17 protein-coding genes and 1 pseudogene are annotated in these 26,267 nt (G+C 55.2%); 11 read left to right on the top strand and 7 right to left on the bottom strand.

The annotated features are described in order from the left end of the window. The first annotated feature begins 17 nt into the window (after positions 1 to 17). Entirely contained in the window at positions 18 to 2,297 is a 2,280-nt protein-coding gene (gene clpA / locus ACQG22_RS07560; protein WP_023622164.1) for an ATP-dependent Clp protease ATP-binding subunit ClpA, read from the top strand. A 287-nt stretch (positions 2,298 to 2,584) separates the two neighbouring features. On the opposite strand, the gene infA is transcribed toward clpA, so the two are convergent. From infA to trxB, 5 genes are all read right to left on the bottom strand, one after another. After that, positions 2,585 to 2,803 carry a translation initiation factor IF-1 gene (gene infA / locus ACQG22_RS07565; RefSeq protein WP_002211347.1) on the bottom strand — a complete coding sequence of 73 codons (219 nt, stop codon included), beginning with the start codon at positions 2,801 to 2,803 and terminating at the stop codon, positions 2,585 to 2,587. Positions 2,804 to 3,087: 284 nt separating this feature from the next. Then, positions 3,088 to 3,792 (bottom strand): leucyl/phenylalanyl-tRNA--protein transferase, encoded by a 705-nt coding sequence (gene aat / locus ACQG22_RS07570; RefSeq protein WP_058660300.1) that lies wholly within the window; start codon positions 3,790 to 3,792, stop codon positions 3,088 to 3,090. A gap of 45 nt (positions 3,793 to 3,837) precedes the next feature. Beyond that, the gene (gene cydC, locus ACQG22_RS07575; RefSeq protein ID WP_058660299.1) at positions 3,838 to 5,559 is read right to left on the bottom strand and encodes a heme ABC transporter ATP-binding protein/permease CydC; all 1,722 of its coding nucleotides are present in this window, start codon (positions 5,557 to 5,559) and stop codon (positions 3,838 to 3,840) included. Continuing rightward, on the bottom strand, positions 5,559 to 7,325 hold the full coding sequence (gene cydD, locus ACQG22_RS07580) for a heme ABC transporter permease/ATP-binding protein CydD (RefSeq protein WP_013097322.1): 1,767 nt from the start codon (positions 7,323 to 7,325) through the stop codon (positions 5,559 to 5,561). Before cydD ends, cydC begins: the two co-directional genes overlap by 1 nt. A gap of 114 nt (positions 7,326 to 7,439) precedes the next feature. Next, entirely contained in the window at positions 7,440 to 8,408 is a 969-nt protein-coding gene (trxB, locus tag ACQG22_RS07585) for a thioredoxin-disulfide reductase (RefSeq protein WP_058684016.1), read from the bottom strand. A gap of 545 nt (positions 8,409 to 8,953) precedes the next feature. Here trxB and lrp point away from each other — a divergent pair. From lrp to ACQG22_RS07635, 10 genes and pseudogenes are all read left to right on the top strand, one after another. After that, on the top strand, positions 8,954 to 9,448 hold the full coding sequence (gene lrp, locus ACQG22_RS07590) for a leucine-responsive transcriptional regulator Lrp (protein ID WP_000228469.1): 495 nt from the start codon (positions 8,954 to 8,956) through the stop codon (positions 9,446 to 9,448). A 135-nt stretch (positions 9,449 to 9,583) separates the two neighbouring features. Further along, entirely contained in the window at positions 9,584 to 13,279 is a 3,696-nt protein-coding gene (locus ACQG22_RS07595) for a DNA translocase FtsK (protein ID WP_369706392.1), read from the top strand. A 128-nt stretch (positions 13,280 to 13,407) separates the two neighbouring features. Next, complete coding sequence (lolA, locus tag ACQG22_RS07600; protein ID WP_013097319.1) at positions 13,408 to 14,019, top strand: outer membrane lipoprotein chaperone LolA; 612 nt, start codon at positions 13,408 to 13,410, stop codon at positions 14,017 to 14,019. A 9-nt stretch (positions 14,020 to 14,028) separates the two neighbouring features. Next, positions 14,029 to 15,372 carry a replication-associated recombination protein RarA gene (rarA, locus tag ACQG22_RS07605; protein WP_369706393.1) on the top strand — a complete coding sequence of 448 codons (1,344 nt, stop codon included), beginning with the start codon at positions 14,029 to 14,031 and terminating at the stop codon, positions 15,370 to 15,372. A gap of 92 nt (positions 15,373 to 15,464) precedes the next feature. Continuing rightward, positions 15,465 to 16,757: a serine--tRNA ligase gene (gene serS, locus ACQG22_RS07610; protein ID WP_008499983.1), complete on the top strand. Its 1,293-nt coding sequence runs from the start codon at positions 15,465 to 15,467 to the stop codon at positions 16,755 to 16,757. Positions 16,758 to 16,967: 210 nt separating this feature from the next. Continuing rightward, on the top strand, positions 16,968 to 19,412 hold the full coding sequence (gene dmsA, locus ACQG22_RS07615; protein WP_369706394.1) for a dimethylsulfoxide reductase subunit A: 2,445 nt from the start codon (positions 16,968 to 16,970) through the stop codon (positions 19,410 to 19,412). Positions 19,413 to 19,422: 10 nt separating this feature from the next. Beyond that, positions 19,423 to 20,036 (top strand): annotated as a pseudogene (locus ACQG22_RS07620) (DMSO/selenate family reductase complex B subunit). A 1-nt stretch (position 20,037) separates the two neighbouring features. Then, complete coding sequence (locus ACQG22_RS07625) at positions 20,038 to 20,901, top strand: dimethyl sulfoxide reductase anchor subunit family protein (RefSeq protein ID WP_369706395.1); 864 nt, start codon at positions 20,038 to 20,040, stop codon at positions 20,899 to 20,901. A gap of 274 nt (positions 20,902 to 21,175) precedes the next feature. Continuing rightward, positions 21,176 to 22,324: an MFS transporter gene (locus ACQG22_RS07630; protein WP_013097314.1), complete on the top strand. Its 1,149-nt coding sequence runs from the start codon at positions 21,176 to 21,178 to the stop codon at positions 22,322 to 22,324. 123 nt (positions 22,325 to 22,447) lie between these two features. Next, positions 22,448 to 22,975 (top strand): anti-virulence regulator CigR family protein, encoded by a 528-nt coding sequence (locus ACQG22_RS07635; RefSeq protein ID WP_040022911.1) that lies wholly within the window; start codon positions 22,448 to 22,450, stop codon positions 22,973 to 22,975. Between the two features lie 36 nt (positions 22,976 to 23,011). On the opposite strand, the gene pflA is transcribed toward ACQG22_RS07635, so the two are convergent. Then, entirely contained in the window at positions 23,012 to 23,752 is a 741-nt protein-coding gene (gene pflA / locus ACQG22_RS07640; RefSeq protein ID WP_014831281.1) for a pyruvate formate lyase 1-activating protein, read from the bottom strand. A 198-nt stretch (positions 23,753 to 23,950) separates the two neighbouring features. Beyond that, complete coding sequence (gene pflB, locus ACQG22_RS07645) at positions 23,951 to 26,233, bottom strand: formate C-acetyltransferase (RefSeq protein ID WP_013097311.1); 2,283 nt, start codon at positions 26,231 to 26,233, stop codon at positions 23,951 to 23,953. Positions 26,234 to 26,267 lie beyond the last annotated feature (34 nt).

Below are 26,267 nucleotides of genomic sequence, written 5' to 3' on the forward strand. Positions count from 1 at the left end.
AATTGGGGGAGGTGCCTATGCTCAATCAAGAACTGGAACTCAGTTTAAATATGGCTTTCGCCAGAGCGCGTGAGCACCGACATGAGTTTATGACCGTCGAGCATTTACTGCTCGCACTGCTTAGCAACCCATCTGCCCGCGAAGCGCTGGAAGCCTGCTCCGTGGATCTGGTGGCGCTACGTCAGGAACTCGAAGCCTTCATCGAACAAACGACACCGGTGCTGCCAGCCAGTGAAGAAGAGCGCGACACACAGCCGACGCTCAGCTTCCAGCGTGTGCTGCAGCGCGCGGTATTCCACGTCCAGTCTTCCGGACGTAGCGAAGTGACGGGCGCAAACGTCCTGGTCGCCATCTTCAGCGAGCAGGAGTCGCAGGCGGCTTACCTGCTGCGCAAACATGAAGTCAGCCGACTTGATGTGGTTAACTTTATTTCCCACGGCACGCGCAAAGACGAGCCTAACCAGGCATCGGATCCCAGCAATCAGGTCAATAACAATGAAGAGCAAGCAGGCGGGGAGGATCGTATGGAAAACTTCACCACCAACCTTAATCAGCTTGCTCGCGTTGGCGGTATCGACCCGCTGATTGGTCGCGATAAAGAGCTGGAGCGCGCGATTCAGGTGCTGTGCCGTCGCCGCAAAAATAACCCGCTGCTGGTGGGGGAATCGGGCGTGGGTAAAACCGCGATTGCCGAAGGTCTCGCCTGGCGCATTGTGCAGGGCGACGTACCGGAAGTGATTGCCGATTGCACTATCTATTCGCTGGATATCGGCTCTTTGCTGGCGGGCACCAAATACCGTGGTGATTTTGAAAAACGCTTCAAGGCGCTGTTAAAACAGCTGGAGCAGGATACCAACAGCATCCTGTTTATCGATGAAATACATACCATCATCGGTGCGGGTGCCGCTTCGGGTGGGCAGGTGGACGCCGCTAACCTGATCAAACCGCTGCTCTCCAGCGGCAAGATCCGGGTGATTGGCTCGACCACTTACCAGGAGTTCAGCAACATTTTTGAGAAGGATCGTGCCCTGGCACGTCGCTTCCAGAAAATCGATGTCACTGAACCGTCCGTCGAGGAAACGGTGCAGATCATCAACGGCCTGAAACCGAAGTATGAAGCGCACCACGACGTGCGTTACACCGCGAAAGCGGTGCGTGCGGCGGTGGAGCTGGCGGTGAAATACATCAACGATCGTCATCTGCCGGATAAGGCGATTGACGTGATTGACGAGGCAGGGGCGCGTGCGCGTCTGATGCCAGCCAGCAAGCGTAAGAAAACCGTCAACGTGGCGGATATTGAGTCCGTAGTGGCTCGTATCGCGCGCATTCCTGAGAAGAGCGTTTCTCAGAGCGATCGCGACACGCTGCGTACCCTTGGCAATCGTCTGAAGATGCTGGTCTTTGGTCAGGATAAAGCCATTGAGGCCTTAACCGAAGCGATCAAGATGGCCCGTGCCGGACTTGGGCATGAGCATAAGCCTGTCGGTTCGTTCCTGTTCGCCGGTCCAACCGGTGTCGGGAAAACCGAAGTAACGGTGCAGCTCTCCAAAGCGCTGGGCATTGAACTGCTGCGCTTTGATATGTCCGAGTATATGGAGCGTCACACCGTCAGCCGCTTGATTGGTGCGCCTCCGGGATACGTGGGCTTTGACCAGGGCGGTCTGCTCACCGACGCGGTGATCAAGCATCCACATGCGGTACTGCTGCTCGATGAAATCGAGAAAGCGCACCCGGATGTGTTCAACATCCTGCTGCAGGTGATGGACAACGGGACGCTGACCGACAACAACGGGCGCAAGGCGGACTTCCGTAACGTGGTGCTGGTGATGACCACCAACGCCGGTGTCCGTGAAACCGAGCGTAAATCCATCGGCCTGATCCACCAGGATAACAGCACTGATGCGATGGAAGAGATCAAGAAGATCTTTACGCCGGAGTTCCGCAACCGTCTGGACAACATTATCTGGTTCGATCACCTGTCTACCGAGGTGATCCATCAGGTGGTGGACAAGTTCATTGTCGAACTGCAGGTTCAGCTTGATCAGAAAGGCGTGTCGCTGGAAGTGAGCCAGGAGGCCCGCAACTGGCTGGCTGAGAAAGGCTACGACCGAGCGATGGGTGCCCGTCCGATGGCGCGTGTGATTCAGGACAACCTGAAGAAACCGCTGGCGAACGAACTGCTGTTTGGCTCGCTGGTGGACGGCGGCCAGGTGACAGTGGCACTGGATCAGGCGAAGAACGAACTGACGTACGATTTCCAGAGTGCGGCGAAGCACAAGCCGGAAGCGGCTCACTGAGTGTAATATGTGTGTTAAAAACCGGGCAACAGCCCGGTTTTTTTATGCCTGCTTTTCTCCCTCTCCCTGTGGGAGAGGGCTGGGTGAGGGCAACAGCCCGCAGAGTAATTTTGCGAGGCGCTTTCCAGTTTCGTTCGATGTTGGTTCTGGATAAATCCACAGCCATAAATTGGCGCCTCTGTACAACCGTGGAAGACAATACACCAACACTGAAGCCATGAATAAAAAAAAGGCCGGGATTATCCCGGCCTTTTTTAATATTCATCTGCCATTACAGGCGAAAACAATTAGCGACTACGGAAGACAATGCGGCCTTTGCTCAGGTCGTACGGGGTCAGTTCAACAGTCACTTTGTCGCCCGTCAAAATGCGGATATAGTTTTTGCGCATTTTACCGGAGATGTGCGCAGTTACCACGTGACCGTTTTCCAGCTCTACGCGAAACATGGTGTTAGGCAACGTATCAAGTACGGTACCCTGCATTTCAATATTGTCTTCTTTGGCCATCTAATCCTCTGGGGTATCACTACCAAGTTTTGAACCGGCAAGATAATGCCGAAATTCATCAATTAAGTAAAGAATTGCGCGTTTAAAACGCAGCAAAACAGTTTCGGCGCATTGCCCAAGCGTCACGGTACAACCGAACGGAAAGCGCATTCGTAAAGGGGATACAACAGGATAAACGTCAGGACGTTATCTGAAGCGAAGGTCCCAAACGGCGGCGGGGCAACAGGCAGAAGCTACTCTGCGGCATAATTATAACACCCTCATAAAAAATATGCGGAAAACATTTAGACATTGGGCATAAAGAGTGTCCGCGGTACCCAAAAATCGCGCGGCAGCTTCTCCTGACGGCAGTTATCCAGGTGCTCAATGTAGTGCCGGCGGGAGATTTCAACCGCACCGAGGGAGGCGGTATGCTCGTTCAGAACCTGACAATCCAGCAACTGCCCGCCGCGCTGAGCAAACTCCCGGCAGAAAACCAGCAGGGCCGTTTTCGAGGCGTTTACCGCCCGGGAGAACATCGACTCACCGCAGAACAACGTCCCCTGCGCGACGCCGTACATACCGCCAACAAGTTCGCCACCTTCCCACACCTCAATGGAGTGGGCGTAGCCAAGCTCGTGCAGTTGATGATAGGCAGTGATGATATCGCGGGTGATCCATGTCCCTTCATGACGGTCTTCCGCACACCCTTCTATCACCTGACCGAAGGCGTGATTCAATGTGACCCGATACGGTGACTTTGCGTGGAAACGCTTCATGCTGCGGCTCAGGTGAAACTGCGTGGGCCAGAGCACGGCGCGCGGATCAGGAGACCACCATAAAATAGGGTCGCCAGGTGAAAACCACGGGAATATGCCGCGCTGGTAGGCCATCAGCAGCCGGGCAGGGCTGAGATCGCCGCCAAGTGCCAGCAGCCCATTGGGTTCACGCAGCGCTCCCTCTGGCGACGGGAACGCAATGTTATGACGAGAAAGCTGGACCAGGCGCATGACAGCAAAACTCCAGTACGCGAGTGAGGACGCTACAAATATAGTCTACAGACGCTGTTTAAACTGGTAGTAGCGACCCTGTTTCGTCAACAGCTCTGCGTGACTACCTTGCTCAATAATGTGTCCGTTGTCCATCACAATTATCCGATCAAAATTTGCCAGTCCACGCAGGCGGTGTGTCACCATCAGGACGGTTTTACCGGCCATAACATTCGCAAGTAAATCAAGGATCTGGCTTTCAGTTGTCGCATCAAGCCCTTCTGTGGGCTCGTCGAGCAACATCAGCGGCGCATCATGCAGCAGCGCGCGCGCAATCGCCAGACGACGCAGCTCACCGCCAGAGAGTTGACGACCGCCTTCACCCAGCCAGCTGTTCAGGCCATCGTCTTCAAGCAGCTTATGCAGCCCGACCTGCTCCAGCATGGCGCGGAGTACGTCATCAGTGGCTTCCGGTGCAGCCAGCAGCAGGTTATCGCGCAGCGTGGCGCTGAAGAGATGAACGCGCTGCGGAACCACGCTGACGGTTTTGCGCAGCGCCTGTTCGCTGAAGTCTGCCAGCGGAGTTCCGTTAAACTGAATCTGACCTTGCTGTGGATCCCAGGCTCGCGTTAACAACTGCAAAAGCGTGGATTTGCCGCAGCCGGTACGGCCGAGGATCGCAATCCGCTGACCCGCATCCACAGCGAGGCTGATGCCTTCCAGCGCATTCTGTGCCTGCTTGTCATAGGCGAAGGTGACGTTACTGAGCGTCAGGGCAACCTGCTCAGGCGTGGCCGTTTGCTCTGCGGTGAACTTCACCTCTGGATCCTGCTCCGCAATCTCCGTGATGCGCAGGGCGGAGGCGATGACCTGGCCGAGATGCTGGAAGGCACCCGTCACCGGCGCCAGCGCTTCAAAGGCCGCCAGAGCACAGAATACGAACAAGGCAATCAGAGGGCCCGGCTGTGCGTTATTGCCAACGCCACCGGACGCCATCCAGAGCATGGCGATGACTGCGACACCCCCGATTAACATCATAAGCGCCTGAGAGAACGCGGTAAGCTCAGACTGACGGCGCTGGGCTTCATGCCAGTTCAGTTCTGTATTCTCCATTCGCGCACGGTAGCGCTCGCTGGCGCCAAATATCGTCAGTTCGGCCTGCCCCTGTAACCAGGAGGTGAGCTGCTGGCGGTACTCCCCGCGCAGACGCGTCAGGTTCTCTCCGGTGGATTTACCCGCGCGGTAAAATAGCGGCGGCAGGATAATGAGCGTCAAAAGCATGATCCCGCCCAGCGTCAGCGCAACAGCGACATCCAGCACCGACAGACCCAGCGTGACTACCACAATCACCACAAACGCGCCGACTAGCGGGGAAATCACGCGCAGGTAGAGGTGATCCAGGGTGTCGACATCCGCAACCACACGGTTGAGCAATTCCCCCTGACGAAAACGCGCCAGTCCGGCAGGGGAGAGGGGCAGCAGTTTACTGAAGGTGTAAATGCGCAGATGTTGCAGCACGCGGAATGTCGCGTCATGGCTGACCAGTCGCTCGAAGTACCGTCCAGCCGTACGGGTAATGGCGGTGCCGCGGACGCCCGCCGCCGGAAGCATGTAGTTGAAGCTGTAGAGCCCGGCAACCCCCGCCACGGCAGAGGCAGACAAGAACCAGCCGGAAAGCGTGAGCAGGCCGATGCTGGCAAGCAGGGTCACAATGGCCAGCACGATGCCCAGCGTCAGCATCCATTTATGGCGTTTATAGAGCGCGAGATAGGGAAGCAGGGCACGCATCAGATGTCCTCCTGACGATTCGCCAGCAGGGCAGCGAAAGGACCCTGCGCGGTAACGAGAGAGGCGTAATCGCCTTGCTCAACAATACGACCGTTTTCCATGACCCAGATCTGGTCCCAGTCGGCAATGCCTTCCAGCTGATGAGTGACCATCAGGGTGGTTTGCTGCCGCGAGGCGGCGTTCAGGGCCGCCATCACGCGCTGTTCACTGTGCGCATCCAGGCTGGCCGCTGGCTCGTCCAGCAGCATTAACTGGCATGGATTAAGCAACGCGCGGGCGACCGCCACGCGCTGCGCCTGGCCCACGGATAACCCGGCAGACTGATCGCCGACAACGGTATCGACGCCATGCGGAAGCAGCGGCAGAAACTCGCTGACCCAGGCGCGGTCGAGAACAGATTGCAACTCGTCTTCACGTGCATCCGGGCGAGCCAGCAGGACGTTTTCCCGCAGCGTCGGGGCTGGCAGCTGCGGGTTTTGCCCCACCCAACTGAGCTGTTTTCGCCAGGCGTTCGGATCGAGATCGCGCAGTTCGGTTTTGTTGATGCGCAGTGAGCCGGTATAAGCCATAAAACCGGATAACGCATTAATCAGCGAGCTTTTCCCTGAACCACTGGTCCCTACCAGCACCACCCGTTGCCCGGCGGGTAAGGTAAAGTTCAGTGGGCCAGCCAGCACTTTCCCTTCCGGTGACAGGATAGAGAAATCACGTGCTTCAATGGTCACGGGTTCATTGGCGTTCAGCGTTACCTCTCCCCGCTCCGGATGCGCCAGCGGCGTCTCCAGGAACGTTTTCAGGCTGTCAGCCGCGCCAACGGCCTGCGCTTTGGCATGGTAGAAGGTGCCAAGATCGCGAAGCGGCTGGAAAAATTCCGGAGCCAGAATAAGCGCCAGGAAACCGGCCGACAGCGTTACCGCCGTGCCGTAGTGACCAAAATCCAGCGCGCCGAGATACGAGAAACCAAAATAGACCGCCACGAGGGCGATAGAGAGCGAGGTAAAGAATTCCAGTACGCCAGACGACAGAAACGCCAGACGTAACACTTCCATCGTGCGCTGACGGAAATCCTGCGACGCCAGGCGAATGTTTTCCGTTTCGGCTTCACCCCGGCCAAAAATGCGTAACGTCTCCATCCCGCGCAGACGATCAAGGAAATGGCCACTCAGGCGACCCAACGCAAGGAAGTTACGGCGGTTAGCATCGGCTGCTCCCATCCCCACCATCGCCATAAACAGGGGGATCAGCGGGGCGGTACCCAGCAGGATCAGCGCTGCCACCCAGTTGACAGGGAAAATGGTTATCACAATCAGCAGCGGGACGCAGACGGCCAGCGCCATCTGCGGAAGGTAGCGGGCGTAGTAGTCGTGCATATCGTCAATCTGTTCAAGAATTAACGTTGCCCAGCTTCCGGCTGGTTTTCCCTGGATCCATGCGGGCCCGGCTTCCTGAAGACGATCAAGCACCTGTCGGCGAATTTCGTAGCGAATATGCTGCCCCGCGTGAAAACCAACGCGTTCGCGCAGCCAGACGACCCAGGCGCGCAGAATGAAAACCAGGATCAGGACGATGAAGGGCAGCAGAAGCGCTTCACGCGGAATGTTCTCCATGATCATATGATTGAGAATGCGGGCCAGCAGCCATGCCTGGGCAACAATCAACAGACCACTGATCAGTCCCAGAAGACGGGAAATCATGAGCCAGCGGCGGGAAAGAACGCTCTGCTGTTTTAGCCAGCGTGTTAACTCTTGTTGACGGGTTTTTTCCATTGCGTGCTTTGCAGGTGATGTTATTAGAAAGTGGGCAGCGCAATGTTACAACGAGGAGACATTAAAGGCGACTTATCGCCGCCTTTATTTACGTTTGTTACTGACTTGTAAAGATTATTTACTTTGTTCAGCCAGCCCATCAAGGTAGCGTTCAGCGTCCAGCGCGGCCATGCAACCGGTGCCTGCGGAGGTGATCGCCTGACGGTAAATGTGGTCCATGACGTCACCAGCAGCGAACACACCCGGGATACTGGTCTGGGTCGCGTTGCCGTGAATACCGGACTGCACTTTGATGTAGCCGTTTTCCAGCTCCAGTTGCCCCTCGAAGATTGCCGTGTTCGGGCTGTGACCGATAGCCACAAACAGGCCCGCCACTTCCAGCGTTTCGACGTTATCGGTGTTCTGGGTATCACGAATACGCAGACCGGCAACGCCCATCTGATCGCCCGTCACTTCTTCCAGCGTACGGTTGGTGTGCAGCACAATGTTGCCGCTCGCCACTTTATCCATCAGACGTTTGATCAGGATCTTCTCGGCGCGGAAGGTATCGCGACGGTGGATCAGGTGCACTTCAGAAGCGATGTTCGCCAGATAGAGCGCCTCTTCTACGGCAGTGTTACCGCCGCCGATGACCGCGACTTTCTGGTTGCGATAGAAGAAACCGTCGCAGGTTGCGCAGGCAGAAACGCCGCGACCTTTGAACGCCTCTTCTGACGGCAGGCCAAGGTAGCGGGCAGAAGCGCCCGTTGCGATGATCAACGCATCGCAGGTGTACTCGCCGCTGTCGCCCGTCAGGCGGAACGGACGGTTCTGCAAATCGACCTTGTTAATATGGTCGAACAGAATTTCGGTTTCGAATTTAGCCGCATGCTCGTGCATACGCTCCATCAGCAGCGGCCCGGTCAGGTCGTTAGGGTCGCCTGGCCAGTTTTCCACTTCAGTGGTGGTGGTCAGCTGACCGCCTTTTTCCATACCGGTAATCAAAACCGGTTGCAGGTTAGCGCGTGCAGCATAGACCGCCGCGGTATATCCCGCAGGTCCAGAACCAAGAATTAGCAGCTTACTGTGTTTGGCCGTGCCCATGAGATCCCCATTGTTGTTGGCAGACAGTTGGCTGGATTGTAGGGAATTTGTTGCCGTAAAAAAAGAGCACAGCAATGTTGATCTCAATCTGTACGATAGGCGATGACGATAAATTGAGCGCTATAACATCAGGCTTACTTCTTAAATTCGCTTGTTTATAAGGCAATAAAATGAGGATTAATACCCCACCGAAATGAATATCCGGCATGTTGTACTAAAAATCGATGTTTTGCTTTGACAATCCCCTGCGCTTTTGCGAAAACATTCAAGGAAGAAAAAAAAACCGCGTTAACCGTGTGCCGCATAGGCATGCACGTAAATGCCATTTTTACCGGGTCAGTGAAATCTACGCATGGCGTGGACAGACGCCATACGTGATGTCGGTGACTGCCTTCGGGCAACGGTCTTCTTACCAACAGAACCCGAATCCGCATCGCGTCTAATAGATAACCAGGCGATGTGATGACTAACGGGTACAGGCTCTGAACAGTGATGTGCACAGGGTCCAGGCAGGAGTAGGGAAGGAATACAGAGAGACAATAATAATGGTAGATAGCAAGAAGCGCCCTGGCAAAGATCTCGACCGTATCGATCGTAACATTCTTAATGAATTGCAAAAGGATGGGCGTATTTCCAACGTCGAGCTTTCAAAACGTGTGGGACTTTCCCCGACGCCGTGCCTTGAGCGTGTGCGCCGACTGGAAAGACAGGGTTTTATTCAGGGCTATACGGCTCTGCTGAACCCGCATTATCTGGATGCCTCACTTCTGGTATTTGTTGAGATTACTCTGAATCGTGGTGCACCGGATGTGTTTGAGCAATTTAACGCCGCTGTACAAAAACTTGAAGAAATTCAAGAGTGTCATCTGGTTTCTGGCGATTTCGACTACCTGTTGAAAACCCGCGTACCAGATATGTCCGCCTACCGTAAGCTGCTGGGTGAAACCCTGCTGCGTCTGCCAGGCGTGAACGACACCCGTACCTATGTGGTGATGGAAGAGGTCAAACAGAGCAATCGTCTGGTTATTAAGACGCGCTAACACGGAACAGGTGCAAAATCAGTGTAGTTTGATTACACTCCTGTTAATCCATACAGCAACAGTGCCGGGGTGTCCCGGCGCTGTTGTCCGTTTTAGCAAACAGGCAGGATATGCCTGATACCTGGAGAGCCTTTCTTGAGCCAGGAATACACTGAAGACAAAGAAGTCACATTATCGAAGCTAAGCAGCGGACGTCGGCTCCTTGAGGCGTTGCTGATTGTTATTGCCCTTTTTGCCGTCTGGCTGATGGCAGCCTTACTCAGTTTCAACCCCTCAGATCCCAGCTGGTCACAAACTGCATGGCATGAGCCTATCCATAATTTAGGCGGCGTTCCCGGTGCCTGGCTTGCGGACACCCTGTTTTTCATTTTCGGTGTGATGGCCTATACCATTCCCGTCATTATTATTGGCGGATGCTGGTTTGCCTGGCGCCATCGTCAGAACGACGACTACATCGATTATTTCGCGGTTTCGCTGCGCCTGATAGGCGCGCTGGCGTTGATCCTCACCTCCTGCGGGCTGGCAGCCATCAACGCCGATGACATCTGGTATTTCGCGTCTGGCGGGGTCATCGGTAGCCTGCTGAGCTCTGCGTTACAGCCTATGCTTCACAGCAGCGGCGGTACCCTGGCCTTGCTGTGTATCTGGGCGGCAGGATTAACGCTGTTCACCGGCTGGTCGTGGGTGAGCATTGCCGAGAAGATCGGCAGTTTTGTCCTCACTATTCTGACCTTTGCCAGCAACCGTACCCGTCGTGACGACACATGGGTCGATGAAGACGAATATGAAGATGAGTACGAAGAGGAAGACGATGCGCCAGTACAGCGTCGTGAATCTCGTCGTGCACGTATTTTACGTGGAGCACTGGCACGCCGTCAGCGCGTCGCCGAGAAATTTGCCAACCCGCTGGGCCGTAAAACCGATGCGGCGCTCTTCTCCGGTAAACGCATGGACGAAGACGATCATGTTGAGTACCGTTCAGCCGGTGCCGCCGTCGATCCTGATGATGTGCTTTTCTCTGGCAGTCGCGCCACGCCAGGCGATTTTGATGAATACGATCCACTGCTAAACGGTCACTCTGTTACCGCACCGGTTGCCGCCGCGGCAGCCGCGACCACGGCGGCGCAGGCTTATGCAGCACCAGCGGAAGCCGTTATGCCGTCTGCGTCGGTTCCCGCTCCCGAGTCCGCTATTCAACAGCCTCAGGTAGAGTGGCAAACGGCGCCTGGCGTTCATACGCCAGAGCCGGTTATCGCACCAGAGCCAGAAAGCTATGCGCCGGTCCAGCAGGAACCGTGGCAGCAACCTTATCAGCCTGAGCCCGTTCATGAGCCGCAGGGGTACCCGTACGACGAGCAGCCCGTCGCGCAACCGTATCAGGAGTATGTCCCTGAGCCTGTTCAGCCTGCTGAGCCTTATGTCGCTCCTCAACCAGAACTTGAGGTGGTGGAAGAGGTCAAACCGTCTCGTCCGCCAATGTACTATTTCGAAGAGGTCGAAGAGCGCCGTGCCCGTGAGCGCGAGCAACTGGCAGCATGGTATCAGCCTGTTCCCGAGCCGGTGCAGGAGCCTGTTGTGAATACACCTTCTGTCTCCCCACCGCCGGTTACTCCAACGCCTGCGGTTGCACCAGTGGCAGAGAGCGTGAAACAGGCTACAGCAGCCGCTTCGGCTGCGGCGCCGGTCTTTAGCCTGGCGACAGGTGGAACACCACGTCCTCAGGTAAAAGAGGGGATTGGCCCGCAGTTGCCGCGTCCTAACCGCGTGCGTGTGCCAACCCGCCGCGAGCTGGCATCCTATGGCATTAAACTGCCTTCTCAGCGTATGGCTGAGGAGAAAGCCCGTGAATCTGATTACGACGATGATGCAGATGAAATGCAGCAGGACGAACTGGCGCGTCAGTTCGCCGCACAGCAGCATCAGCGCTATGGCGAGGAGTATCAGCACGATCATCCTGCTCAGGCGGACGATGATGATGCAGCAGAGGCAGAATTAGCACGCCAGTTTGCGGCCACCCAGCAGCAACGCTATTCAGGTGAGCAACCTGCTGGTGCGAACCCGTTCTCGCTGTCGGATTTCGAATTCTCACCGATGAAAGATCTGGTGGATGATGGTCCGAGCGAACCGCTGTTCACGCCGAGCGTCATGCCGGAAGCCGAGCCGGTGCGTCAGCAGCCGGCCCCTGCGCCACAGGCTTACGCCCAGCCGCAGCAGCCTGCGCCACAATCTTATGCGCAGCCACAGCAGCCACAGCAGCCACGGTTCCAGCAGCCTCAGGCACAGCCGCAGGAAAGTCTCATTCATCCGCTGCTGATGCGTAACGGTGACAGTCGTCCGTTGCAACGTCCGAGCACGCCTCTGCCGTCGCTGGATCTGTTAACGCCGCCGCCAGCAGAAGTTGAGCCGGTCGATACCTTCGCGCTGGAGCAAATGGCCCGTCTGGTAGAAGCGCGTCTGGCTGACTTCCGCATTAAAGCGGACGTGGTCAACTACTCTCCAGGCCCTGTCATTACCCGTTTCGAACTCAACCTGGCGCCTGGCGTTAAAGCCGCGCGTATTTCAAACCTGTCCCGCGACCTGGCGCGTTCTCTGTCGACCGTTGCGGTTCGTGTGGTTGAAGTCATACCTGGTAAACCTTATGTCGGTCTTGAGTTGCCGAACAAAAAACGTCAGACCGTTTACCTGCGTGAAGTGCTGGACAACACCAAATTCCGCGACAACCCTTCACCACTGACCGTGGTGCTGGGTAAAGATATCGCGGGTGAGCCGGTGGTAGCCGATCTGGCGAAAATGCCTCACCTGCTGGTCGCGGGTACAACCGGTTCCGGTAAGTCGGTGGGTGTGAACGCCATGATCCTCAGCATGCTCTACAAAGCGCAGCCGGAAGATGTCCGTTTCATCATGATCGATCCGAAAATGCTGGAACTGTCGGTCTATGAGGGGATCCCGCATCTGCTGACGGAAGTTGTGACCGACATGAAAGACGCGGCCAACGCTCTGCGCTGGAGCGTCAACGAGATGGAGCGCCGTTACAAGCTGATGTCGGCTCTGGGCGTGCGTAACCTTGCCGGATATAACGAGAAAATCGCCGAGGCGGCGCGGATGGGTCGTCCAATTCCCGATCCATACTGGAAACCGGGCGATAGCATGGATGCCCAACATCCGGTGCTGGAAAAACTGCCTTACATCGTCGTGCTGGTGGATGAGTTCGCCGACCTGATGATGACCGTCGGTAAGAAAGTGGAAGAGCTGATTGCCCGTCTGGCACAGAAAGCGCGTGCGGCCGGTATTCACCTCGTCCTGGCGACGCAGCGTCCTTCTGTGGACGTCATTACGGGTCTGATTAAAGCCAACATTCCGACCCGTATCGCCTTTACCGTATCAAGCAAAATTGACTCGCGTACCATCCTTGATCAGGGCGGTGCTGAATCGCTGCTGGGGATGGGGGATATGCTCTACTCCGGCCCGAACTCCACCTCTCCGGTGCGCGTTCACGGCGCATTCGTTCGCGACCAGGAAGTGCATGCCGTGGTGCAGGACTGGAAAGCGCGCGGTCGTCCACAATACGTTGACGGCATTACCTCCGACAGCGAAAGCGAAGGCGGCGGCGGTGGCTTTGACGGCGGCGAAGAGCTGGATCCGTTATTCGACCAGGCGGTTAATTTTGTTACCGAAAAACGCAAAGCGTCGATCTCCGGCGTTCAGCGTCAGTTCCGTATTGGCTACAACCGCGCGGCGCGCATCATTGAGCAGATGGAAGCTCAGGGCATTGTCAGTGAGCAGGGGCATAACGGTAACCGTGAGGTGCTGGCTCCGCCGCCGTTTGATTGATCTTCAGCGTGTGCAAAGAAGGGTAAATCAGCCAAATTTAAGCATTTTCTTCTGTCACCTGCCTGCGGGCAGGTCCAGAATAGAAAACGGAAACCCCATTTCGGGATGACGTATTTTAAGGAACAACAATGAAAAAAATCGCAATCGCCTGTGCATTACTCACCAGTTTTGTCGCCAGCAGCGTCTGGGCTGATGCGGCCAGCGACCTTAAAAGCCGCCTGGATAAAGTGAGCAGCTTCCACGCCAGCTTCACGCAAAAAGTGACTGACGGCAGCGGTAATGCGGTGCAGGAAGGCCAGGGCGATCTGTGGGTAAAACGCCCAAATCTTTTCAACTGGCACATGACTCAGCCGGATGAGAGCATCCTGGTCTCTGACGGCAAAACCCTGTGGTTCTTCAACCCGTTTGTTGAGCAGGCAACCGCCACCTGGCTGAAAGATGCGACCAGCAACACGCCCTTTATGCTGATTGCCCGTAACCAGGCCAGCGACTGGCAGCAGTATAATATTAAACAGAACGGTGATGAGTTTGTCCTGACGCCAAAAGGCAGCAACGGCAACCTGAAGCAGTTCACCATCAATGTAAGCACCAACGGTACCATCAATCAGTTCGGCGCCGTTGAGCAGGACGATCAGCGCAGCAGCTATCAGCTCAAATCTCAGCAAAATGGCGCTGTCGATGCATCTAAATTTACCTTTACCCCGCCGCAGGGCGTAACGGTGGACGACCAACGTAAGTAAGAGGCATGAGTGGGCAACCTGTCGCTCGATTTTTCAGATAATGCGTTTCAACCTCTGGCCGCGCGTATGCGGCCAGAAAATTTAGCTCAATATATTGGCCAGCAGCACCTGCTGGCTGCGGGTAAGCCGTTGCCGCGGGCCATTGAAGCCGGGCATCTGCACTCGATGATCCTCTGGGGACCACCCGGTACCGGTAAAACCACACTTGCTGAAGTGATCGCCCGCTACGCTAACGCGGACGTCGAGCGCATCTCGGCCGTCACATCCGGTGTGAAGGAGATCCGCGAGGCAATTGAGCGCGCGCGTCAGAACCGTAACGCCGGGCGACGAACCATCCTCTTTGTGGACGAAGTCCATCGCTTTAATAAAAGTCAGCAGGATGCATTCCTGCCGCACATCGAAGATGGCACCATCTTCTTCATCGGTGCCACCACCGAAAACCCGTCATTTGAACTCAACTCGGCACTGCTTTCCCGGGCGCGCGTCTACCTGCTTAAATCGCTCACCACCGAGGATATTGAAAAAGTTCTCACCCAGGCGATGGACGACAAAGCCCGCGGCTATGGCGGACAGGACATTGTCCTGCCTGACGACACGCGTCGGGCAATTGCGGAATTGGTTAACGGCGATGCGCGGCGGGCGCTGAATACCCTGGAAATGATGGCCGATATGGCCGAAGTCGACGACGCCGGCAAACGGGTATTAAAACCGGAACTGTTGACCGAAATTGCCGGTGAGCGTAGCGCCCGTTTTGATAACAAAGGCGATCGCTTTTACGATCTGATCTCGGCGCTGCATAAGTCGGTACGCGGCAGCGCGCCGGATGCCGCGCTTTACTGGTATGCACGCATTATCACTGCCGGTGGCGATCCGCTGTACGTCGCGCGTCGCTGTCTGGCGATTGCCTCAGAAGATGTTGGCAATGCCGATCCGCGCGCCATGCAGGTGGCGCTTTCGGCCTGGGATTGTTTTACTCGCGTCGGGCCGGCGGAAGGTGAGCGCGCTATTGCTCAGGCGATTGTCTATCTGGCCTGCGCGCCGAAAAGTAATGCCGTCTATACTGCATTCAAAGCGGCCATGTCGGATGCGCGTGAGCGCCCGGACTACGATGTGCCGGTGCATCTGCGTAATGCGCCAACGAAACTGATGAAAGAGATGGGTTACGGGCAGGAGTATCGTTACGCTCACGATGAACCCAACGCTTACGCGGCCGGGGAGGAGTATTTCCCGCAGGAAATGGCACATATCCGCTATTATCACCCCACAAACAGAGGTCTTGAAGGCAAGATTGGCGAAAAGCTCGCCTGGCTCGCCGGACAGGATCAAAATAGCCCTATAAAACGCTACCGTTAGTTCAGTCGTTGCGGTAATGTTGGCATTGTATCCCTGTGGCCGCAGGCTGTGGCCACATTTTCCTATTTTAATTCGATAAGCACAGGATAAGCATGCTCGATCCCAATCTGCTGCGTAATGAGCCAGACGCAGTCGCTGAAAAACTGGCACGCCGGGGCTTTAAGCTGGATGTAGATAAGCTGCGCGCTCTTGAAGAGCGTCGTAAAGTTCTGCAGGTACAAACTGAAAATCTGCAGGCAGAGCGTAACTCTCGATCGAAGTCCATCGGCCAGGCGAAAGCGCGCGGGGAAGACATTGAGCCATTACGCCTGGAAGTGAACAAACTGGGTGAAGAGCTGGACCAGGCGAAAGCTGAGCTGGACGTTCTTCAGGCCGAAATTCGTGATATCGCCCTGGCTATCCCGAACATTCCTGACGACAGCGTTCCTGTCGGTAAAGACGAAAACGACAACGTTGAAGTGAAACGCTGGGGTACGCCTCGTGAGTTCGACTTCGAGGTTCGCGATCACGTTACTCTGGGCGAAATGCACGCGGGCCTGGACTTTGCGGCAGCCGTGAAGCTGACCGGTTCTCGCTTCGTGGTGATGAAAGGTCAGATTGCTCATCTGCACCGTGCGCTGGCACAGTTCATGCTGGATCTGCACACTGAGCAGCACGGTTACAGCGAAACCTACGTTCCGTATCTGGTTAACCACGATACTCTGTACGGTACCGGACAACTGCCGAAATTTGCCGGCGATCTGTTCCATACCCGTCCGCTGGACGAGGAAGCCGACAGCAGCAACTACGCGCTGATCCCAACCGCAGAAGTGCCGCTGACCAACCTCGTGCGTGATGAGATCATCGACGAAGACGACCTGCCAATCAAACTGACGGCGCACTCTCCGTGCTTCCGCTCTGAAGCGGGTTCTTACGGCCGTGACACGCGTGGTCTGATCCGTATGCACCAGTTCGATAAAGTTGAGATGGTACAGATCGTTCGTCCGGAAGAGTCCATGGACGCGCTGGAAGAGATGACCGGCCACGCGGAGAAAGTGCTGGAGCTGCTCGGCCTGCCGTACCGTCGTATGGCGCTGTGCACCGGTGATATGGGCTTTGGCGCCTGCAAAACCTTCGATCTGGAAGTGTGGGTACCTGCGCAGAACACCTACCGTGAAATCTCCTCCTGCTCTAACGTCTGGGATTTCCAGGCGCGTCGTATGCAGGCACGCTGCCGCAGCAAGTCCGACAAGAAAACCCGTCTGGTGCATACCCTGAACGGCTCTGGTCTGGCTGTTGGCCGTACGCTGGTTGCCGTGCTGGAAAACTATCAGCAGGCAGACGGACGTATTGAGATCCCTGAAGTACTGCGCCCATACATGAAAGGCCAGCAGTACATTGGCTAATTCTTTGCCTTACAACAAAAAAGCGCCTTTTGGCGCTTTTTTTATACCCTCGGTTTGATACGACGCAATACCCCCTCCCTCTAAAGTAGTAATACTCCTGCGAATGAAAGACAGCATAAAACACGCATAACGCATTAACTCGTTATATATAAAACTATATCGCGGTTAATTCCGCCCCTTATTCTTTGTGAGCAACCAAAGTGAGTCTTTATGAAAATCAAAGCGCCTGAAGCGTTAATGGCTGCCGAGGTCACTCGCCGTGGGTTGATGAAAACCACGGCAATTGGCGGTCTCGCCGTTGCCAGCAGTGCCTTCACTCTCCCTTTTACCCGACTGGCGTCGGCGGCGGATGCGTTGTCCCCGGCTACGGCCCCGGAAAACGTGGTGTGGAGCGCCTGTACCGTAAACTGTGGTAGCCGTTGTCCATTACGTATGCATGTGGTGGATGGCGAGATCAAATACGTCGAAACCGACAATACCGGTGACGATAACTACGACGGCTTGCATCAGGTTCGCGCCTGTCTGCGTGGCCGCTCAATGCGCCGCCGGGTTTATAACCCGGACCGTCTGAAGTACCCGATGAAACGCGTCGGTAAGCGCGGGGAAGGGAAGTTCGAGCGCCTCAGCTGGGATGAAGCTTACGATATCATCGCCAGCAATATGCAGCGTCTGATAAAAGAGTACGGTAACGAATCCATCTACCTGAACTATGGCACCGGAACGCTCGGGGGAACGCTGACCCGCTCCTGGCCACCGGGTAAAACGCTGGTGGCGCGCTTGATGAACTGCTGCGGCGGTTATCTCAATCACTACGGTGACTACTCTTCTGCACAGATTGCTGCCGGCCTGAACTACACCTACGGTGGCTGGGCAGACGGTAACAGCCCGTCCGATATCGAAAACAGTAAACTGGTGGTGCTTTTCGGTAACAACCCCGGTGAAACGCGCATGAGCGGCGGTGGGGTAACCTATTACCTTGAGCAGGCTCGCGCCAAATCTAACGCCCGGATGATCATCATCGATCCGCGTTATACCGATACGGGGGCAGGACGGGAAGATGAGTGGATCCCTATTCGCCCGGGCACCGATGCGGCGCTGGTCAGCGCGCTGGCGTGGGTCATGATCACCGAGGACCTTGTCGATCAGCCATTCCTCGATAAATACTGCGTCGGCTATGACGAGAAAACCCTGCCCGCCAGTGCGCCTGCCAACGGGCATTACAAGGCGTATATTCTGGGTCAGGGCAGTGACGGCGTGGCGAAGACCCCGGAGTGGGCATCAAAAATCACCGGGATACCGGCGGAACGTATTGTCCAGCTGGCGCGTGAAATCGGTTCAGCGAAACCGGCCTATATCAGCCAGGGCTGGGGGCCACAGCGTCACGCGAATGGCGAAATCGCCACTCGTGCTATTTCGATGCTCTCCATTCTGACCGGTAATGTGGGTATTAATGGTGGGAATAGTGGCGCGCGCGAAGGTTCCTATTCGCTGCCGTTTGAACGGATGCCAACCCTGGAAAACCCGGTTCAGACCAGTATCTCCATGTTTATGTGGACCGACGCCATTGAGCGCGGGCCGGAGATGACCGCCCTGCGCGATGGCGTACGGGGCAAAGACAAGCTGGATGTGCCGATCAAGATGATCTGGAACTACGCCGGTAACTGCCTTATTAACCAGCACTCGGAGATCAACCGCACCCACGAAATCCTGCAGGATGACAAGAAGTGCGAGATGATTGTGGTGATCGACTGCCACATGACCTCATCGGCGAAATATGCGGATATTCTGCTGCCGGATTGCACCGCCTCGGAGCAGATGGATTTCGCGCTGGATGCCTCCTGCGGCAACATGTCCTACGTGATCTTTACCGACCAGGCCATCAAACCGCGTTTCGAGTGCAAAACCATCTATGAGATGACCTCTGAGCTGGCGAAACGTCTTGGTGTCGAACAACAGTTCACAGAAGGCCGCACTCAGGAAGAGTGGATGCGTCATCTGCATGAACTTTCCCGTAAAGCGATCCCTGACCTGCCGGATTTCGATACCTTCCGCAAGCAGGGCATCTATAAACAGCGCGATCCGCAAGGGCACCACGTGGCGTACAAAGCCTTCCGCGACGATCCGCAGGCGAATCCGCTGACCACGCCATCGGGCAAAATCGAGATTTACTCCGAAGAGCTGGCAAACATTGCCGCAACCTGGGAATTGCCGGAAGGGGATGTTATCGATCCCCTGCCGATCTACACGCCCGGGTTTGAAAACTATAACGATCCGCTGACCGCAAAATTCCCGCTGCAACTGACCGGATTCCACTACAAAGCGCGCGTTCACTCCACCTACGGCAACGTTGATGTGCTGAAAGCCGCCTGCCGCCAGGAGATGTGGATTAACCCGATGGATGCGAAAGCGCGAGGTATCAGCAATGGCGATCGCGTGCGTATCTTTAACGGTCGCGGCGAGGTGCATATCGAAGCCAAAGTGACGCCCCGCATGATGCCTGGTGTTGTCGCGTTGGGGGAAGGCGCGTGGTACAGCCCGGATGCAAACCGCATCGACCAGGCTGGCAGTATTAACGTACTGACCACGCAGCGCCCATCGCCGCTGGCGAAAGGCAACCCGTCCCACACAAACCTTGTTCAGGTTGAGAAGGTGTAAGGAGTAACCGATGACAACCCAGTATGGATTTTTTATTGATTCCAGCCGTTGCACCGGGTGCAAAACCTGCGAGCTGGCCTGCAAGGATTACAAAGACCTGACCCCGGACGTCAGCTTCCGCCGGATCTACGAATACGCGGGCGGCGACTGGCAGGAGGATAACGGCGTCTGGCATCAGAACGTCTTTGCCTATTACCTGTCGATTGCCTGTAACCACTGTGAAGATCCGGCCTGCACCAAAGTGTGTCCGAGCGGGGCAATGCACAAGCGTGACGACGGGTTTGTGGTGGTGAATGAGGATGTCTGCATCGGCTGCCGCTACTGCCATATGGCCTGCCCGTACGGTGCGCCGCAGTACAACGCTGCCAAAGGCCACATGGCCAAGTGCGACGGCTGCCATGACCGCGTCGCAGAGGGCAAAAAGCCGATTTGCGTGGAGTCCTGTCCGCTGCGCCCTGATTGGCGCCGATTGACGAGCTGCGTAAAAAACACGGCCAGCTTGCGGCCGTCGCGCCACTGCCGTCCGCGCACTTCACCAAGCCGAGCATTGTGATTAAACCTAACGCCAACAGCCGCCCGACGGGAGATACCACCGGCTATCTGGCAAACCCGAAGGAGGTGTGAGATGGGAAGTGGATGGCATGAATGGCCGCTGATGATCTTCACGGTCTTTGGGCAGTGCGTGGCGGGGGGCTTTATTGTGCTCGCGCTGGCGTTACTGAAAGGCGATTTGAAAGCTGAACAGCAGCAGCGCGTGGTGCTGAGTATGTTTGGTCTGTGGGTGTTGATGGGGATCGGTTTTATTGCCTCTACGCTGCACCTCGGCTCGCCAATGCGCGCGTTCAACTCTCTCAATCGCGTGGGGGCATCCTCACTGAGTAACGAAATTGCCAGCGGGGCGATCTTCTTTGCCGTCGGTGGGCTGGGGTGGCTGCTGGCAGCCCTGAAAAAGCTTCCTGCGGGGCTGCGCAACGTGTGGCTGATCGTGACAATGGTGCTGGGCGTGGTCTTCGTGTGGATGATGGTGCGGGTTTATAACACCATCGATACCGTTCCCACCTGGTATAGCGTCTGGACGCCAATGAGTTTCTTCCTGACGATGTTTATCGGTGGGCCGCTGCTGGGCTACCTGCTGCTGCGCGTGGCGGGTGTGGACGGTTGGGCGATGCGTCTGCTTCCCGCCGTTTCGCTGTTGGCGCTGGTGGTGAGCACGATGGTTGCGCTGATGCAGGGCGCTGAGCTGGCAACCATTCACAGCTCCATTCAGCAGGCCTCAGCCCTGGTGCCAGATTACGGTTCTCTGATGGCCTGGCGTGTGGTGTTGCTGGCTGTTGCGCTGGTGTGCTGGATTGCCCCTCAGCTTAAAGGTTATCAGCCCGCACTGCCGTTACTGTCAGTGGCCTTTGTGCTGGTGCTGGCAGGGGAGTTGATCGGTCGCGGTGTGTTTTACGGCCTGCATGTGACGGTAGGCATGGCTATCGCCAGCTGATTTGATTTTTCGTTATAAAAAGCCGGGACATAGCGCCCGGCTTTTCTTTTTTCCATCATGAAATTTTTCGACTGATGTTTGGTATTAAAAATCCCCTGAAATAAATAAAAACAACCAGATAATTAATATCAGTAGCAGACTTTGCATTAGCAGGATGAGTTTTTTAAATCGACATGGCACATATCGTGCGTGACGCCTGAATCGGTGGATTGACTTTGTTTTTGCCAGTGGCATGATGCGCACGAAATCTGAACTTCCTCACGGTTTTTAATCCATGACCATCTATACCCGGCCAGTGCTCCTGTTGCTCTGTGGCCTGCTTTTGTTGACCCTGGCGATCGCAGTGTTGAATACGCTCGTCCCGCTATGGCTTGCCCATGAAAACTTACCAACCTGGCAGGTGGGTATGGTCAGCTCGTCCTTTTTCACGGGGAACCTGCTGGGCACCCTGATGACGGGGAGCCTGATTAAACGCGTTGGCTTTAACCGCAGCTATTATCTGGCCTCGCTGATTTTCGCTGCCGGATGTGCCGGGCTGGGCCTGATGGTCGGCTTCTGGAGCTGGATGATCTGGCGCTTTATCGCTGGCGTAGGCTGCGCGATGATTTGGGTCGTGGTGGAAAGTGCGCTGATGTGCAGCGGTACCTCGCGCAACCGGGGACGTCTGCTGGCAGCGTATATGATGGTCTATTACGTCGGAACCGTGCTTGGGCAATTAATGGTCAGCAAACTGCCGACCGACCTGATGAGCGTTCTGCCGTGGGTAACGGGCATGGTCCTGGCGGCGATCCTGCCGCTGCTCTTTACACGCATTGTGAATCAGAACAGTGAGCATCAGGAAGCGACCCACGTCTGGCCGATGCTGAGACTGCGACAGGCGCGTTTGGGCGTGAACGGCTGCATCATCTCCGGGATTGTTCTGGGGTCGCTTTATGGTCTGATGCCGCTCTACCTGAACCATCAGGGCGTCAGTGATTCCGGGATCGGCTTCTGGATGGCGGTAATGGTCAGCGCGGGCATCGTCGGACAGTGGCCGATTGGCCGTCTGGCAGACCGTTTTGGGCGTCTGCTGGTGTTGCGCGTTCAGGTCTTCGTGGTGATCATGGGTTGCCTTGCCATGCTCAGCAATGCCGCGATGGCGCCAGCGCTGTTTATTCTGGGGGCTGCAGGCTTCACACTTTATCCGGTCGCGATGGCCTGGGCCTGTGAAAAAGTTGAACATCACCAGCTGGTGGCGATGAACCAGGCGCTGTTATTAAGCTATACCATTGGCAGTTTGCTGGGGCCGACATTCACCGCGATGCTGATGCAGAATTATTCCGACAATTTGCTGTTTATCATGATTGCCAGCGTGTCGTTTATTTATCTCTTAATGCTGCTGCGCAAAGCGGGCGAACATCCCACGCCAGTGGCGCATGCCTGATGAATTAAAAGCCAGTCGTTGACTGGCTTTTTTGTCCCCATCACATATAAGAATTTTACGCATTGTTTGTTTATCACGCCAGGCGATAATTCAGGTGAGTTCTAACACTAAAAGGCAGCAATCATGGCTACACGTCGTTTAACCACTACCGCACTGGCAGTAGTGTTGTCTTTAACGTTTGCTACAGCACCGGTCATGGCTAACCCTGGAAACGGGAATGGCGGTGGTGGTCACGGTAACAGTGGCGGACAAGGTAATGGCGGTAATCACGGCAACGGGAATTCCGGCAATCATGGCAACGGAATGTCCGATACTCATGGCAATAAAAAAAGTGGTCTGGACAACCCGGGTAAATCGAATAAAAGCGTCAGCGATGATGTCGATGCTCGCGTGAGCTTCGATCATGCTCGCCATCTGGCAGTGAACTATGGATTAACGGGGTATGAATCGCTGCCTCCGGGCATTGCTAAAAACCTCGCACGCGGCAAACCACTGCCTCCAGGTATTGCGAAGAAAACCGTGCCAGCCTCCATGCTGGGCCAGCTCCCTAACTATCCTGGCTATGAATGGCGCGTGGTCGGTGACGATCTGGTCCTGGTTGCGCTGAGTACTGCGATTGTGACTTCCATTATTAATGGTGTCTTTAAATAAAATACAAAAAGGCCCGGTTCTCACCGGGCCTCTTGTTTAATACATGACCTTGTGTCCGTATTGTTCCAGAATACCTTTCACGCGCTCCATCGTCTCTTTCTTCGGCGGCTTAACGCCATCAAGCTTATATTCTTCACCCATCGCCACCCATTTATGCTTACCCAGCTCATGGTAGGGCAGAAGCTCAATTTTCTCGACGTTGCCCATATCGCGGGTAAATTCGCCCAGGCGATGTGCGGAATCATCATCATCAGACCAGCCTGGAACGACGACATAGCGGATCCAGGTTTTGATGCCCTTGGCTGAAATATATTTGGCGAACTCCAGCGTACGGTGGTTGGATACGCCAACCAGGTTCTGGTGGATCTCATCATTCATCTGTTTGAGATCGAGCATGACCAGGTCGGTGACTTCAAGCAATTCATCGATGACCGGATCGTAGCGGCGCACAAACCCGTTCGTGTCGAGGCAGGTGTGTATGCCTTCTTTGTGGCAGGCGCGGAACCAGTCGCGCACAAATTCCGCCTGAAGAATGGCTTCACCACCGGATGCGGTGACGCCCCCGCCGGACGCGTTCATAAAGTGGCGGTAAGTCACCACCTCTTTCATCAGATCTTCAACGGTCACTTCTTTGCCGCCGTGCGTATCCCATGTGTCACGGTTGTGGCAGTACAGGCAGCGCATCAGGCAGCCCTGGAAAAAGGTGATAAAACGGATGCCCGGGCCATCAACAGTGCCACAGGATTCAAAGGAGTGAATGCGACCAATAATTGACATTGCGGTGATATCTCCGAATTTGGCCCATCCCGGGGCCTGTGTTGATGCACAGCTCAAAGGCTATGTCGAGTCTGTTTTGGCTGTTATCCATTCAGTATAGATAGCGGCCAAAAGAGACTGGGGTGGGGAAGAAAAAGGCCCCACTGACGTGGAGCCTTTATTGTACGCTTTTTAACGCGTGATTTCAGTCAATTCCAGTTACATGGACTGAGTGAAAGTACGGGTGATAACGTCCTGCTGCTGTTCTTTAGTCAGGGAGTTAAAGCGTACTGCGTAGCCAGATACACGGATGGTCAGTTGAGGATATTTCTCAGGGTGTTCCATCGCGTCGAGCAGCATTTCACGGTTCATGACGTTAACGTTCAGGTGCTGACCACCTTCGATGGACGCTTCGTGGTGGAAGTAACCATCCATCAGACCCGCGAGGTTAGTTTTACGTACTTCGTCATCTTTACCCAGAGCGTTTGGCACGATAGAGAAGGTGTAAGAGATACCATCTTTCGCGTAAGCAAACGGCAGTTTTGCAACGGAAGTCAGAGAGGCAACCGCACCTTTCTGGTCACGACCGTGCATTGGGTTAGCACCTGGGCCAAATGGCGCGCCAGCACGACGACCGTCTGGGGTGTTACCGGTTTTCTTACCATACACAACGTTAGAGGTGATGGTCAGAACAGACTGAGTCGGGATAGCGTTACGGTAAGTGGTCAGTTTCTGAATTTTCTTCATGAAACGTTCAACCAGGTCAACCGCCATGTCATCAACGCGAGCGTCGTTGTTACCAAACTGCGGATATTCGCCTTCGATTTCGAAGTCGATAGCCAGACCGTCTTCGTCACGAATTGGTTTAACTTTCGCATATTTGATAGCAGACAGGGAGTCAGCAGCAACGGACAGACCTGCGATACCACACGCCATGGTACGGATAACGTCACGGTCATGCAGCGCCATCAGAGAGGCTTCGTAGCTGTACTTGTCGTGCATGTAGTGGATAACGTTCAGTGCAGTAACGTACTGTTTCGCCAGCCAGTCCATGAAGTGATCCATGCGATCCATGACTTCGTCATAGTTCAGCACATCGCCTTTGATTGGTTCAGACTTAGGACCAACCTGCATTTTCAGTTTTTCATCAACGCCGCCGTTGATAGCGTACAGCATGGTTTTCGCCAGGTTTGCACGCGCACCGAAGAACTGCATTTGTTTACCAACAACCATTGGGCTTACGCAGCATGCGATAGCGTAGTCGTCGTTGTTGAAGTCCGGACGCATCAGGTCATCGTTCTCATACTGCAGAGAAGAGGTGTCGATGGACACTTTAGCGGCGAATTTCTTGAAGTTCAGAGGCAGTTTTTCAGACCACAGAACGGTGATGTTTGGCTCCGGAGAAGGACCCATGGTGTACAGGGTGTTCAGGAAGCGGAAGCTGTTTTTGGTGACCAGAGTACGGCCATCTACGCCCATACCACCGATAGATTCGGTTGCCCAGATTGGGTCACCAGAGAACAGTTCATCATACTCAGGGGTACGCAGGAAGCGAACCATACGCAGTTTCATGACCAGGTGGTCAATCATTTCCTGAGCGTCTTGCTCGGTGATTTTACCTGCTTTCAGGTCACGTTCGATGTACGCATCCAGGAAGGTGGATACACGACCGAAGGACATTGCTGCACCGTTCTGAGACTTAACTGCGGCCAGGTAGCCGAAGTAGGTCCACTGGATAGCTTCCTGAGCGTTAGTTGCAGGACCAGAGATATCGCAGCCATATTTAGCAGCCATCTCTTTGATCTGACCCAGCGCACGGTGCTGTTCAGCGATCTCTTCACGCAGACGGATGGTTGCTTCCAGGTTTACGCCGTTTTCCAGATCGGACTGCAGGGAAACGAACTGCGCGTATTTGTCTTTCATCAGGAAGTCGATACCGTACAGCGCAACGCGACGGTAGTCACCGATGATACGGCCACGGCCGTAGGCATCTGGCAGACCAGTCAGAACACCGGATTTACGGCAGTTCAGAATGTCTTTGGTGTAAACATCGAATACACCTTGGTTGTGGGTTTTACGGTATTCGGTGAAGATTTTTTTCAGCATTGGGTCCAGCTCGCGGTTGTACGCTTTGCAGGAACCTTCAACCATTTTGATACCACCGAACGGGATGATCGCACGTTTCAGTGGTGCTTCAGTCTGCAGACCAACGATTTTCTCAAGGGCTTTGTTGATGTAACCAGCATCGTGAGAAGTGATGGTGGAAGCAACGGAGGTGTCAAAATCAACTGGCGCGTGAGTGCGGTTTTCCAGTTTTACGCCTTCCATTACGCTGTCCCACAGCTTGGTGGTCGCTTCAGTTGCGCCAGCCAGGAAGGATTCGTCACCTTCATACGGGGTATAGTTTTTCTGAATGAAGTCACGTACGTTTACTTCATTCTGCCAGTCACCTTTTGCAAAACCTTCCCAGGCTGTGGCTAACTTTTCATTAAGCTCGGACATGTAACACCTACCTTCTTAAGTGGATTTTTTATTT

This window comes from Enterobacter cloacae complex sp. 309I3 (genome assembly GCF_050031595.1).
Lineage (GTDB): Bacteria > Pseudomonadota > Gammaproteobacteria > Enterobacterales > Enterobacteriaceae > Enterobacter > Enterobacter cloacae.

What these genes read in the sequence shown, in the direction of transcription:
- clpA (WP_023622164.1), top strand. Translation starts at nt 18, where the DNA reads ATGCTCAATCAAGAACTGGAACTCAGTTTAAATATGGCTTTCGCCAGA.
- infA (WP_002211347.1), bottom strand. Translation starts at nt 2,803, where the DNA reads ATGGCCAAAGAAGACAATATTGAAATGCAGGGTACCGTACTTGATACG.
- aat (WP_058660300.1), bottom strand. Translation starts at nt 3,792, where the DNA reads ATGCGCCTGGTCCAGCTTTCTCGTCATAACATTGCGTTCCCGTCGCCA.
- cydC (WP_058660299.1), bottom strand. Translation starts at nt 5,559, where the DNA reads ATGCGTGCCCTGCTTCCCTATCTCGCGCTCTATAAACGCCATAAATGG.
- cydD (WP_013097322.1), bottom strand. Translation starts at nt 7,325, where the DNA reads ATGGAAAAAACCCGTCAACAAGAGTTAACACGCTGGCTAAAACAGCAG.
- trxB (WP_058684016.1), bottom strand. Translation starts at nt 8,408, where the DNA reads ATGGGCACGGCCAAACACAGTAAGCTGCTAATTCTTGGTTCTGGACCT.
- lrp (WP_000228469.1), top strand. Translation starts at nt 8,954, where the DNA reads ATGGTAGATAGCAAGAAGCGCCCTGGCAAAGATCTCGACCGTATCGAT.
- lolA (WP_013097319.1), top strand. Translation starts at nt 13,408, where the DNA reads ATGAAAAAAATCGCAATCGCCTGTGCATTACTCACCAGTTTTGTCGCC.
- serS (WP_008499983.1), top strand. Translation starts at nt 15,465, where the DNA reads ATGCTCGATCCCAATCTGCTGCGTAATGAGCCAGACGCAGTCGCTGAA.
- dmsA (WP_369706394.1), top strand. Translation starts at nt 16,968, where the DNA reads ATGAAAATCAAAGCGCCTGAAGCGTTAATGGCTGCCGAGGTCACTCGC.
- ACQG22_RS07625 (WP_369706395.1), top strand. Translation starts at nt 20,038, where the DNA reads ATGGGAAGTGGATGGCATGAATGGCCGCTGATGATCTTCACGGTCTTT.
- ACQG22_RS07630 (WP_013097314.1), top strand. Translation starts at nt 21,176, where the DNA reads ATGACCATCTATACCCGGCCAGTGCTCCTGTTGCTCTGTGGCCTGCTT.
- ACQG22_RS07635 (WP_040022911.1), top strand. Translation starts at nt 22,448, where the DNA reads ATGGCTACACGTCGTTTAACCACTACCGCACTGGCAGTAGTGTTGTCT.
- pflA (WP_014831281.1), bottom strand. Translation starts at nt 23,752, where the DNA reads ATGTCAATTATTGGTCGCATTCACTCCTTTGAATCCTGTGGCACTGTT.
- pflB (WP_013097311.1), bottom strand. Translation starts at nt 26,233, where the DNA reads ATGTCCGAGCTTAATGAAAAGTTAGCCACAGCCTGGGAAGGTTTTGCA.